Here is a 13,447-nt window from a genome sequence, read left to right as displayed (position 1 = left end):
TTACTTTAAATGTTACAATCTTGCCAATATAATTTTTCAAGACTTGCAATTTGTTTAAATTATAGGTTTTTGTTGTCTGAATTCTTCAATGTTTATTTATTACTATTCGGTGTTTTACTGTATAACCATTTGGAAATAAAAATTTTAAAAAATAATTGTATGTGTTTAGAATTACTACATATTCTTTGCTGATAAAAAATATTTTGTGCGGAATTAAAAAACCAGCATTCCAAAAGTTGTATATTTATTTTAAAAATGTACCGTTCGTGGTATTGTTTTATTTTATAATGTTCCGAATATGAGTTATTTTTACAACAAACAATCATAAATAATGAAAAGCTTTTTAGAGCAAAATATTTCACAGGATTCTCTCATTACACTTTTTAGCCAGGCTCCTGTTGCAATGTCTTTGTTAGCAGGAGATGATTTCATCATTCAAAGTGCCAACCCTCAAATACTGGAAATCTGGGGCAAGGGAACTTCCGTTATCGGGAGGTCTCTATTTGAAATACTTCCTGAGATCATCGAGCAGGGTTTCAGGGAGATCTTAGAAAATGTTTATCGTACGGGAGAAATTTTCAAAGGAAATAAATGGTCTGTTTTTTTAGAAAAACACGGAAGATATGATGAATATTTCTTTAATTTTATTTTTGCGCCTGTTGTTAATGGTGATAAAAAAATTATAGGCATCAGTATTGTAGCCACCGAAGTTACCGACCAGGTTCTTTCCGAACGGAAACTTAAAGAAAGCGAATACCGCTTTGAGCATCTCATCAAAAAATCCGATTACCCGATAGCAATTTACAGTACCGAAGACCTTTATATAGAATTTGCCAATGAAAAAATGCTTAAAACCTGGGGTAAAAATGCTTCCGTTATTGGAATGAAACTCGAAGATGCACTTCCCGAGCTTGAGGGACAGCCATTCATAGGGCTCCTGAAAGATATTTTTAAAACAGGAGAAACATATGCTTCAAAAGAAGCCAGTGCAGATCTTATGGTAGACGGAAAGCTTCAGACATTTTACTATGATTTTTCTTATAAACCACTGAAAAATCCTGCCGGCGAAGTATATGCCATCCTAAACATGGCTGTTGATATTACAGATCTGGTAATGGCAAAAAAAGAAATTCAGGAAAGAGAAAAGAAATTCCGGGATCTGGCAGATTCTATGCCACAGTTTGTATGGACTTGCGATAACAGAGGGGAAATCACCTACATGAACAAAAGCTGGTACCGCTACACCGGCTCCTCTGAAAACGAAAACCAGACAAGTCTTGTAAAAAGGATGATGAGGCCGGAAACTATTGCAAAAGTTGATCAGACCTGGGAAGAATGTGTGAAAACAAACACTCCTTTTGTGATGGAATATGAGCTTGAAGATCCTATGCAGAAAGGAAATTACAGATGGTTCCTAGGAAGAGCCGTTCCCAATTTTTCCGAAAACGGAGAAGTGAAACAATGGACGGGAACTTTTACAGATATTGATGAATTCAAGCGGCTCGAAACCCAAAAAGATAATTTTCTCGGAATTGCCAGCCATGAACTTAAAACACCGCTTACCAGCCTGAAATTATACACACAATTCATTAAAAACAATCTTGAAAAAGCCGGAGATCCAAAAAATGCTGGCGTTGCCAGAAGAATGGATTACCAGATTGATCTGTTAACGGGGCTTATCAACGAATTGCTGGATGTTACTAAAATACAGAAAGGCCAAATGCAGCTTAATGAATCTGTTTTCGATTTTGATAAAATGGTGGATGAAGTTGTAGAGGAACAGCAGATGACTTCAAGGCATAAGCTTTTTGTAAGCAGATCCGGCCCAATCGGGGATGTTTTTGCAGACCGGCACAGGATATCACAGGTGGTTGCCAACCTCATCAGCAACGCAATAAAATATTCTCCTGACGCAGATGAAGTGCATATTTCCACAGGACTACACGGAGAACAGGCACAGTTTAATGTGAGAGACTTTGGGATCGGAATTCCTGAAGATAAGCTGTCAAAGGTTTTTGAACAGTACTACAGAATCAACGGATCAAAAGATTATACATTTTCAGGGCTCGGATTGGGACTTTATATTTCCGCTGAAATTATAAAAAGGACAGGCGGGGAAATTTTTGTTTCCTCTGTAGAAGGAGAAGGGTCTGATTTTTGCTTCAGAATCCCCAAGAATAAAAATTAATACAGTTTTACAATGTCTAGTGCTGCAAAAATTATGGTAGTGGATGACAGTCCCGCGATTGTTGATTCTATTGAAATGATGCTCGATTTTGAGGGATTTGAAGTTTACAAATTTTATAAAGGTTCAGAAATGTTTAATGCGCTGGATCCAAACTCAAAACCCGATGTCATTCTAATGGATATGTGGCTCTCCGGTGAAGACGGCAGAGATTTTTGCAAGCTTATCAAAGCCCATGAAAACTTTCAGGATATTCCCGTTTTGATTATGTCGGCAAGCCGTGGCCTTGAGCAATCTGCACTGGATGCGGGGGCAGATGAATTTGTCGCCAAACCTTTCGATCTGGGAAACATGGTGGAAAGAATCAGGCATTACTTAAAATAGCGTAGGTTAAAAATATTTCTATCGGTTTTCTCTCAATATTTCTTGAAGTAAAGAATTAATTTAACACTATTTACAGTCTTACCGAATTTGAATTCTCCGTATAATACACTAATTTTGTGTTCCCAAAATTTTTTGCAAACATGGAGGATTATCTGAAAGGACTGAATGAATCACAATTTGAAGCCGTTACCACACTACAGGGGCCATTAATGGTTCTTGCGGGAGCAGGTTCGGGAAAAACGCGTGTGCTTACCATGCGTATTGCGCACCTCATTACCAACGGGATAGATCCTTTTAATATTTTAGCCCTCACTTTTACCAACAAAGCGGCAAAAGAAATGAAAGAACGTATTGCTAAAGTCGTGGGGCAAAGCAATGCCAGAAGCCTATGGATGGGAACCTTTCACTCCGTTTTTGCAAGAATCCTGAGAAATGAAGCGCACTATCTGGGATATCCTTCCAATTTCACCATTTATGATCAGCAGGATGCCCTGAATGTCATCAAGAAAGTTTTGAAAGATATGAATATTGATGCCGATCTTTACAAACCTAAAAAAGTTCAGTCCCGAATTTCTACCTACAAAAACAACCTGATTACCGTAAAAGCTTATTACGCCAACCCGGAATTAATGGAAGCGGATGAAAAGGCCAATATGAAATTCATCGGGCAGATCTACCAGAAATATGTTGAACAGTGCTTCAAAAACGGATCTATGGATTTTGATGATTTGCTCTTAAAAACCAATGAGCTGCTTACCCGTTTTCCGGAAGTGCTTGCTAAATATCAGGACAGGTTCAGGTATATTCTGGTAGATGAGTACCAGGATACGAACCATTCGCAGTACCTTATTGTGAAAGCACTGGCTTCAAAATTTGAAAATATCTGCGTGGTAGGAGACGATGCACAGTCTATTTACTCTTTCCGTGGTGCAAACATTTATAATATTTTAAACTTTAAAAAAGATTATCCGGATGCGGTAACGGTTTCTCTTGAACAGAATTATCGATCTACCCAGAATATTGTGAATGCGGCCAATGTGGTAATTGCGAAAAACCTTCAGCAGTTTAAGAAAAATGTTTTCAGTGAAAATGAAGAAGGAGAAAAAATCAAGATTTACCGTTCTCTTTCCGATGCCGATGAAGCGAATTTCGTAGCCGGAAATATCTGGGAGACCAGAAACCGCGAACAGAGAAAATACAGCGATTTTGCCATATTATACCGTACCAATTCCCAGACAAGGGCTTTTGAAGATGCATTAAGACGTAAAAATATTCCTTATAAAGTGTATGGAGGTTTATCATTCTACCAAAGGAAAGAGGTAAAAGACCTGATTGCTTACCTTCGTCTTCTCGTCAACGAAAATGATTCGGAAGCCTTGATGAGAATCATTAATTATCCTGCAAGAGGTATCGGTGAGACCACTCAGAATAAGCTGGTTGTATTTGCCGATGCTCAGAATGTTGCCGTTTCAAAGGTTTTGGAAAATTTACCGATGTATGCGCCGCATTTAGGTTTAAACAATGGTGTTTTAAACAAACTGAACGATTTCTGGTCAATGATCAAGGCATTTCAGGTATTGCTGAAAACGGAAACCGCTTACAGCGTGGCGATGGAAGTGGCTAAAAGAAGCGGACTGATTAAGTTTTTAAAAGACGATCAGACTCCGGAAGGAATTTCCCGTGTGGAAAACGTCCAGGAATTAATGAACTCTATGCAGGGATTTATTGAAGAACAGATGCAGCTTGAAGACGGAGATCCGAGCTTACCGAATTTCCTTGAAAATATTGCTCTTTCCGCAGATACGCAGGATAAAAACAACGAGAAAGATATGGTATCGTTAATGACCATTCACCTTTCAAAAGGGCTGGAATTTCCGGTGGTACACTTAGTCGGGCTGGAAGAAAATCTCTTTCCGAGCTTTATGAGTTCGTCTACCAGGGAAGATTTGGAAGAAGAAAGACGTTTGTTCTACGTTGCTTTAACCAGAGCCGAAAAGCAGGCCTTTTTCTCGTATGCCGTTTCACGTTTCCAGTGGGGAAAAATTACCGATGCCGAACCTTCAAGATTTCTCAGCGAAATTGATGAGGAATATATTGAATTTGTAAATCCCGCGATTGAAAAACGTTTCATTAATAATGCAGGCATAAAATCAAATATTTTTGACGAGCATCCCTCTGAAATGAGAAGCTTCAAAAAAGTGGAAAAGAAAACCATTGAAAGAAGCGGAGATTCTAAACCTATTGCTGAACCCCGTAAACTAAAACCTGTAAGCACTGCAAAAATTATCAATCCGAGCGGAGCCTCTTCGCAGGATATAGAAGTGGGCGATAAGGTAAGGCACGACCGGTTCGGAGTTGGTGAAGTGACTTTCCTGGACGGAACGGATCCTCAGAATATTAAAGCAAAGGTTGTCTTCCAGCATGAAGGCGAAAAGAATCTTATTCTTAAATACGCGAAACTAACTAAAATTTAAAAAAACAAAAACAACGTTTCAAATTTCTGTATTTTATTAGTCTATAAATTTTTTGTGGACTAATAAATATGATTTACATTTGCTCCTTCAAATAGTAAAAGAGCAATGTATGAAAAATGAAAAAGCTATTTTTTCAGCTTCCGTATTATTTTTTCTGGGAACATTTACTTATGCGCAGGAAAAAGATTCGGTAAAAACAAATAATTTAGAGGAAGTTGTGATCCTGGGATCAAGAAGCGGAGCGAGATCAAAAGCAGACAGTCCCGTTCCGGTGGATGTGTTTAATATTAAAGAATCTTCGGTCATTTTACCGCAAACCAATGTCGCACAGATTCTCAATTTTATTGCACCTTCATTTACTTCAACCATACAGACCAATGCAGACGGCACCGATCATCTCGACCCTGCGCAATTGAGAGGTCTTGGCCCGGATCAGGTTTTGGTTTTAGTGAATGGAAAAAGAAGACACACTTCTGCACTGGTGAACGTTAATGGATCGCCGGGAAGAGGAACTGTGGGAACAGATTTAAATGCCATTCCGTCTTTTGCCATCAACAGGATTGAAGTTTTAAGGGATGGAGCTTCTGCCCAATATGGTTCGGATGCGATTGCCGGCGTTATTAATTTAGGGCTAAAAAGAGATACAGGAAAACTTACGGGACAGTTAAGCTATGGCGGAAATCTTACGCCTGCAGCAAATGACCACACCGGAGATTTTGACGGGCAGAATATTCAGGTTGATCTTAATTACGGAAATAAAATCGGGAAAAGAGGAGGTTTTTATAATATCACCTGGACTTCACAGTTCAGAAATCCTACGTTCAGGGCTGGAACAGAAAGCGGAAATATTTTCAATGCCTACAATGCCATTGAGCAGCGTGCTTTGAATAACGGAGTCAATCTTTCTTCATTGTTCAGCAACATCAATAATACGGCAAACTCACAGCAGATTATTAATACGATACAACAGTATGCGCAGGATGTAAATTATTTTTCCCAGACTTTTCAGAATCAGATCCAGTCGGCAACTACAATTTCTGCATTACAGGGACTTTTGGGTGCCAATGTAACCGATCAGGAACTTGCTTACCGTGGTCTTTCCAGAAAGGATTTTAACATGCAGGTGGGACAGTCGAAACTGAATAACCATCAGCTTTTCGCCAATATTGAAGTTCCGTTGAATGACAACTGGAAATTATATACTTTCGGAGGATACAGCTTCAGACACGGTACGTCAGGAGGATTTTACAGAAGGCCCAACCAAAGCAGAACGTTTACAGGATTATACCCGAACGGATATTTACCGCAGATCGGAACAGATATTCAGGATCTCTCTCTTTCGGCAGGAATCAAAGGAAACTGGAAAGGCTGGAATGTTGATTTCAGCAATACGTTCGGGCAGAATTCATTTAATTACGATATTAAAAATACAGGAAATACGTCTTTAAGATTTAACTCTCCGAGTGAATTTGATGCCGGAGGATTACGGTTTTCGCAAAATACCATCAACCTTGATTTTTCAAAAAAATATGATGTGTGGAGCGGAATCAACGTTGCCTTCGGAGCGGAGCACCGTTATGAAAACTTTAAAATAACAGCGGGAGAAGAAGTTTCTTATTCCACTTATGATGTTACCGGTAATGTATGGAACGGAAATACGACTCGTCCTACCGATTTTTTCGGAGCGGCGCTTCCGGGGGGATCTCAGGTGTTCAGTGGATTCAGGCCGGAAAACGCAGTCAATAAAAACCGTCAGGCGGTTGCCGGATATGCAGATGTTGAGTTCAACTTTACCGATTGGCTTTTGGCTGATGCTGCGGTACGGTATGAAAATTATTCGGATTTCGGTTCTACCTTCAATTATAAGCTGGCTTCCAGAATCAAAGTCGATCAAAACCTGAATTTCAGGTTGGCAGGTTCTACAGGATTCAGGGCGCCTTCTATTCATCAGATTTATTATAATGTAACTTCAACTTTGTTTACCAACGGACAGCTTCTTGAAGTGGGAACTTTTAGCAACGATTCCAAAATTGCTAATTTATTAGGAATTCCAAGCCTGAAACAGGAAACCTCAAAATCTGCAAGTTTAGGATTTACCTATAAAATTCCTTCTGTAAACCTAAGCTTTACGGCAGATGGTTATTTCACGAGAATTGACGACAGAATTGTTCTTACGGGACAGTTTGCAAGATCGGCTGTTTCTTCCCAGGCTCAGGCTGCGTTTGATGCGGCGGGGGTAAATGCTGTACAGCTTTTTACGAATGCCATCGATACCGAAACGAAAGGACTGGATGTGGTAATAAGTCATAACGCAAAATTCTCCAGTGTAAAACTTGACAATAATTTTGCCATCAACCTTAACCGGACGAAAAAAGTAGGCGACATCCATTCATCAGGTGCATTGCAGTCGGCCGGTTTAGAGAATATTTATTTTGCCGAAGCATCAAGAATTTACCTGGAAGAAGCCGTACCAAGAGTGAAAGCAAGTTTGTCTAATCAGCTTACCTGGGGAAATGCCATTTTCTATCTTAGAAATACCTACTTCGGTAAAGTGACCAGTCCGGATATTATCGATGCCAACGGAGATGGAATTATTTCACCTAATGAGCACCAGGAAATTACCGACAAAATCATTACCGATGTTTCCGTAGCATACCAGTTTACCAAAAATATCGGACTTACGGCAGGGGTGAATAACCTGTTTGATATTTATCCGACCAAAAATCTTCCTGCGTCCAGTAATAATGATCAGTTTGTGTATTCACGTTCCACTTCACAGTTTGGACAAAACGGGAGGTTTGTATTTACAAGACTTAATTTTAATTTTTAAATATAATTTTTTGCTGAAATTACGATGAATCCGGAAAAACCGGGTTCATTTTTTATATAACTGAACTTCAATTTGTATCTTTAAACCAATTAAAAAAGTTTATAATGAAAAGGATTCTGATATTTTTAATTCTTACCCTGTTTTCAACACCGTTTTTTTCGCAGGAATACCGAACCGAAAACAATATTCATTATTATGACGACAAAACGAATGCAGCCGATGCTTACATTAACGAAAGATGTGTTCTGGATGTATATGTTCCTAAAAATGTTAAAAATTTTCCAACGGTAATCTGGTTTCATGGCGGAGGAATTACGGGCGGAGAAAAAGAAATTCCTGAAGCGTTAAAAAGTAAAGGTGTTGCGGTAATTGGTGTTAATTACAGGCTTTCCCCAAAGGTAAAAGCGCCGAAATATATCGATGATGCAGCAGCAGCAACGGCATGGGTTTTCAACAATATCAAAAAATACGGTGGTGATGAAAGTAAAATTTTTATTTCCGGACATTCTGCAGGAGGCTATCTTGCGATTATGGTGGGGTTAAATAAAGTGTACCTCAACAAATACGGAATTGATGCCAATAAGCTAGCCGGAATCGTTCCTTTCAGCGGACAAATGATTTCGCATTTTACCACAAGAAAAGAAAGGGGAATTGATGAGCTGGATGCAAGAATAGATGAATACGCACCCCTGCATTTTATCAGGGCAGATGCTCCGCCTTTACTTCTTATCACCGGTGACCGTGAAAAAGAGCTTTTAGGGAGATACGAAGAAAATGCGTACATGGCCCGAATGATGAAACTAAAAGGCCATAAAGAGACCACGTTGTATGAACTTCAGGGATTCGATCACGGAGGAATGGCGCTGCCTGCTTTTCCTTTATTGTTGAATGAAATCAGAAGAGTAGAAAAGCTTAAAAAGTAGACATTTTTAAACTTAAAAAAATTAGATAATAGCTTTGCAAAATGTATTCTGCAAAGCTTTTTTATGAATTAAATATAGGTTAACCGTAAAGCATTTATTGCATATTCATCATTCGCTTTTTAATTAATAACAGCATTTATTTTCTGCCACAAGACATCATCAAAATCAGACAAAGCAAGATTCACATTATCTGCCGCATCGCCCATTCTTATGATGACTAATTTTTTGCCGGGAACCACATAAATTTTCTGGTCATTCTTACCAAGTGCACAAAACATATCATCCGGTGCACTGGGAATGAGTTTACCGTTAAACTGAAATTGGGTTTGCGGAAGATGATAGCTCGACTTTCCGTTGGGCCACCAAAGATATCCGTACGCTAAATTGATATTTTGAGAAGTATTGACCGCATTTTGAAAATATGCAGTGTTAATGATTTGGTTTCCGTTCCAGTTGCCATTATTTAAAGCCAATAGTCCGAAACGGGCCATGCTTCTGGTGTTGCTCCAGTACACACTATTGTCACCGCTTTGAATCCAGCTGCCGGTCATTCCTATTTTATCCCTTAGTTTTGTGTTAAAATACTGGCTCCAGGTTTGTCCTGTTGCTGCTGCCACCACATCCTGAAGTTTAACATATACATTATGATAGGCCCATCGTGTTCCTGCATCGGCTTTATATTGTAAATTGGCAGGACTTACATTATCACCCAAACTGTCATCCAATCCTGAAGTCATGTTCAGCAGGTTTTTACAGGTAATTAAATTTTCTTTGGCTAAAGGAGCGCTCGTCCAGCCGATTCCGATATAGGTGGAAACTTTATTGTTGATGTTGATGAAGCCTTCCTGCTCGGCAATTCCGGTAACGGTTGAAGTTAAAGTTTTTCCGGCACTTGCCCAATACCACGGTGTTGTAGCGGTGTGTCCCGAAAAATAATGTTCCATGACAATCCTTCCGTTCTGAAGAATTATAAAACTTTTAGAATTTTTAGACTGAAGATAATTCAGCAAGTCCTGAGCCTTATCCTGATGCCATCCTAATGAAGAAAGAGATTTGGTCTCCCATACATCGCTTCCGGAAGGCGGGAAATACATGGCTTCTGATGATGCAGGATTTTCAGTTGGTGTATTTTCAATTTCAGAATCACTTTGATTACAGGCGATTAATAGGAAACAGGCATAAATAAAGAATAAAGATTTTAATTTCATCTCAAATGGTTTTATTTTCAGACATTGGATGAATGAATACCCCATTGGTTAAAATTAAATTTGAAAATTATTTTTGATGCGTCATGACAAAGTTCAGCATATCATCAATAAGCTGATCCAGGTAAGCTTTATCGGTGGTTCCGAATCCGTGTACTCCGTCTTCTACAATGATTAATTGATTTTCAATATTATATTTTTTGAGCTTTTTCACCAGCTTTTTAGAATGTTTTAACGGAGCTACTTTATCCTTGTTTCCATGCAGGATTAAGGTAGGGACTCCGTTTTCAGCGTCATTTACAGGCGAAACGGTTTCAAGATAATCAATTGCTTTTCTTTTTTCTGTATTGATATCGTAGCCGGAAATTCCGTATACAAGTTTTTCCCTTATTTCTATAATCGGTTTAAAAAAGAGCCCCACTGCTGCAACCGGAGCTTTTCCTAATCTCGTGCGAAGAAGTTTATTCAGATCCGTAGGGCCGAAATTGTCTACAACATAATTTACTTTTGCAGGATAAGCTGAAAGTTCGGGACTTCCTGTATATTCATTATCATTGCTATAAGCAGCGAGCAAAGACAAATGCGCACCGGAGGAAACTCCGAAATATCCTATATTTTCCGGATCAAAATTATATTTTTCAGCATTTTTACGTACCCAGCGTACTGCATCTTTGGTGTCTTCAATAGGCAAAGGAAAATGGACTTTATCGCTTACCAATGTATATTCTATGCTGATCACTGCAAAATTTTTCTCAACCAGCTTTAAAATAAAATTTTCAATATAATTATTTGCCCTTACGATTTTGTCTCCTTTTGCCCAGGCTCCGCCATGAACATAAATAACTACAGGAAATTTTTCAGAAAGGGAATTTTTAGGTCTGTATATATCTAATGAAACCGCTGTTCCTAAGCTGTTTGTCTTGTACGTAATATTTTCAGAAAAAAATGTTTTTTCAGGGAGCAGAGTGCTGGAAGGCATTTTTGTTTCCGGCAGATCCTGAGAATAGCTAAAACTAAATATGCCTAAAGAGAAAACAAAAAGCAGGTTGATCATAAACCTGCTGAATAATTTATGGTTCGTGGAAAAGTTCATAGAATGTATTATTGCTGAGTTATTGATCTTCAACCCCTCAAAAACTTTACCAAAGCAATATTATTAGCAACTCTAAAGAACAAGTTCTTCAAAAAGCTTTTCGAAAGTTTGCTCAAGGTCTTTTGATTTTCCCGGATGAGGTCTTGAAGTCTGAACCACAGAACTTCGTACCGCTGTCAGCCAGCGAAAACGCTCCGGAATTTCAAGCTGTGCGATAGGGCCGCCGTCTTTATCGGCGTCTGCAATTTTCTGAAAGCTTTTAAGATTTTGGAGAACATCATTATAATCAAGCTTGCTCCGCATTAATTTAAATTTATCAGGACAAAGATAATAGGCTACCCTGATGTATTTTTCTTTCTTTGAAAACATAATAAGCCCAATGTTGAAGAATTCCTCTCTTTCAACCTTCGGAACCAGACGTATTACGGCGTATTCGTAAATTTTATCCTCTTGCATTTTTGGCTTCGTTTAAAAAGATTTCAGAATGTTCCAGTCTTGTTTTCAGGAAATTAAAATAAATTTCACGGATTTCTTCGGGATTTTCATCGGCATCGTCCCAATGCAGCCAGTCTTCCGGGATAAGGTTTACAATTTTTCGGAAAATGTTTTCATTGAGAGCTTCTTTTGCGAATCGGTCTGCTTCGTCCAGTTGTGAAGCTTGTGGAAGCAGGACATGGTCTTTCACATATTTAAAAGGTGTTTTGGCAGCGGTATCAAAATTCTGCCAGGAATGGTGAAAGTAGAAAGAAGCACCATTGTCAATCACCCATAGCTCTTTATGCCACATTAAGAGATTCGTATTCCTGAAAGTACGGTCGATATTGGTGATGAAAGCATCCAGCCATACAATTTTTGAAGCCAGCAGCGGATCAATCTTCACACTAGGGTCATATGCAATAGATCCGGAGAGGTAATGCAGGCCGAGATTCAGGCCTTCTGAAAATTTTAACAAATCCTGAATTTCTTCATCGGCTTCCGTTCTTCCGAAATCCACATCAAGGTTTACCAGAACCAGCTCGGGAATCTGTAACCCCAGCGCTTCTGTAATTTTACCACCTAAAAGCTCTGATATCAGCATTTTAACTCCATGGCCGGCACCACGGAATTTTAAGACATATTTAAAATCGTCGTCCGCTTCTGCCAAAGCCGGGAGAGAGCCTCCCTCCCGAAGAGGCAGAATATAACGCATCACTGTGACTGTTCTTACATTCAACATACCGCAAAAATAAGATTTTTACTTTGTGTTTATTTCTATTTGTATTATTTTTAAGTAAAAATAATACACTATTAAATTTATCTTATAATTTCTTTTAAAAAAAGCTGTACAATTTTTAAAGTCTGAGAAATTTAAGATTAAAAAACAATAAAATGGAGGTCACAAAAAAGCAAAATATCATTATTTCCAATCCTGAAACCAGGGATTTTCTTGCCGATGCTTATTATATTGATGTTGATCAAAAACTGCCGCTGGTTATTTTTGTACACGGATATAAAGGTTACAAAGATTGGGGGGCATGGGATTTGATGGCAGAAAAATTTGCTGAAGCCGGATTTTTCTTTGTGAAGTTTAATTTTTCACACAACGGAACAACAGTTGAAGATCCCAATAATTTTGCTGATCTTGAAGCATTTGGGAATAATAATTATTCAAAAGAGCTTTCGGATCTTGGAGTGGTGATTGATTATTTCAGTAAAAATGATCATGTTGATGAGCATAAAATTACCCTCATCGGACACAGCAGGGGAGGAGGGATTTCCATTATTAAAACATATGAAGATGAAAGAATTAACGGACTGATTACGCTGGCAAGTGTTGATTCTCTGGATCGTTTTCCTAAAAATGAAGCTTTTGAGGAGTGGAAAAAATCAGGTGTTTATTTTGTTACGAATGGCCGCACAAAACAGGAAATGCCGCATTATTACCAGTTTTATGAAGATTACGAAATGCATGTTCACCGTTTTGATGTAGAAAGAGCCACCGAAATGGCTAAAGCGCATTTTCTTATTATTCATGGAACCAATGATGAAAGCGTCAATGTGAAAAACGCAGAACATCTTCATATTTTGCATCCGAACTCGGAGCTGTACTTAATAGAAAACGCAGATCATACATTTGGTGCCAGAGAACCGTGGGAAAACCCCTTTTTACCTGATCATCTTAATATTGCCGTTGAGAAATGTATTAAATTTATTTCAATTAAAATGTGAAAATATATTAATTATGTTAAAATTAAATGGATAATATATTTTATTTATAATTTTTCATAAATTAGTGACTTATAAAACCAATATATCCAATTATTATGAAAAATTCAAAATTAAAAAATGGACAGAAGCTAAGCAGAGAATCCCA

At 38.3% G+C, this 13,447-nt stretch carries 10 protein-coding genes; 6 read left to right on the top strand and 4 right to left on the bottom strand.

The features are described 5' to 3' along the window. Positions 1 to 331: 331 nt before the first annotated feature. The 5 genes from SOP96_RS16900 to SOP96_RS16880 all read left to right on the top strand — a co-directional run bounded on the left by SOP96_RS16900 (position 332) and on the right by SOP96_RS16880 (position 8,796). A complete protein-coding gene (locus tag SOP96_RS16900; protein ID WP_326322073.1) occupies positions 332 to 2,188 on the top strand; it encodes a PAS domain S-box protein in 1,857 nt (618 codons plus the stop codon). Positions 2,189 to 2,200: 12 nt separating this feature from the next. Further along, positions 2,201 to 2,569, top strand: coding sequence for a response regulator transcription factor (locus SOP96_RS16895; RefSeq protein ID WP_326322072.1), 369 nt, complete (start codon positions 2,201 to 2,203; stop codon positions 2,567 to 2,569). A gap of 140 nt (positions 2,570 to 2,709) precedes the next feature. Next, on the top strand, positions 2,710 to 5,043 hold the full coding sequence (locus SOP96_RS16890; protein ID WP_326322071.1) for an ATP-dependent helicase: 2,334 nt from the start codon (positions 2,710 to 2,712) through the stop codon (positions 5,041 to 5,043). A gap of 109 nt (positions 5,044 to 5,152) precedes the next feature. After that, complete coding sequence (locus tag SOP96_RS16885) at positions 5,153 to 7,873, top strand: TonB-dependent receptor plug domain-containing protein (RefSeq protein ID WP_326322070.1); 2,721 nt, start codon at positions 5,153 to 5,155, stop codon at positions 7,871 to 7,873. Positions 7,874 to 7,977: 104 nt separating this feature from the next. Beyond that, entirely contained in the window at positions 7,978 to 8,796 is an 819-nt protein-coding gene (locus tag SOP96_RS16880; RefSeq protein ID WP_326322069.1) for an alpha/beta hydrolase, read from the top strand. 119 nt (positions 8,797 to 8,915) lie between these two features. Here the strand turns inward: SOP96_RS16880 and SOP96_RS16875 are convergent, their stop codons facing one another. From SOP96_RS16875 to SOP96_RS16860, 4 genes are all read right to left on the bottom strand, one after another. Then, complete coding sequence (locus tag SOP96_RS16875) at positions 8,916 to 10,004, bottom strand: serine hydrolase domain-containing protein (protein WP_326322068.1); 1,089 nt, start codon at positions 10,002 to 10,004, stop codon at positions 8,916 to 8,918. 67 nt (positions 10,005 to 10,071) lie between these two features. Continuing rightward, complete coding sequence (locus SOP96_RS16870; RefSeq protein ID WP_326322067.1) at positions 10,072 to 11,094, bottom strand: alpha/beta hydrolase; 1,023 nt, start codon at positions 11,092 to 11,094, stop codon at positions 10,072 to 10,074. A 72-nt stretch (positions 11,095 to 11,166) separates the two neighbouring features. Further along, the gene (locus SOP96_RS16865) at positions 11,167 to 11,550 is read right to left on the bottom strand and encodes a DUF3037 domain-containing protein (RefSeq protein WP_326322066.1); all 384 of its coding nucleotides are present in this window, start codon (positions 11,548 to 11,550) and stop codon (positions 11,167 to 11,169) included. Next, a complete protein-coding gene (locus SOP96_RS16860) occupies positions 11,537 to 12,310 on the bottom strand; it encodes a HipA family kinase (RefSeq protein ID WP_326322065.1) in 774 nt (257 codons plus the stop codon). The genes SOP96_RS16865 and SOP96_RS16860 overlap by 14 nt, the downstream gene beginning before the upstream one ends. Before the next feature lie 152 nt (positions 12,311 to 12,462). Here SOP96_RS16860 and SOP96_RS16855 point away from each other — a divergent pair, with 152 nt between their 5' ends. Further along, complete coding sequence (locus SOP96_RS16855; protein WP_326322064.1) at positions 12,463 to 13,302, top strand: alpha/beta hydrolase family protein; 840 nt, start codon at positions 12,463 to 12,465, stop codon at positions 13,300 to 13,302. Positions 13,303 to 13,447: the final 145 nt, after the last annotated feature.

This window comes from Chryseobacterium salviniae (assembly GCF_035819015.1).
Classification (GTDB): Bacteria; Bacteroidota; Bacteroidia; order Flavobacteriales; family Weeksellaceae; genus Chryseobacterium; species Chryseobacterium salviniae.
This window is presented reverse-complemented; position numbering and strand designations above follow the sequence as displayed.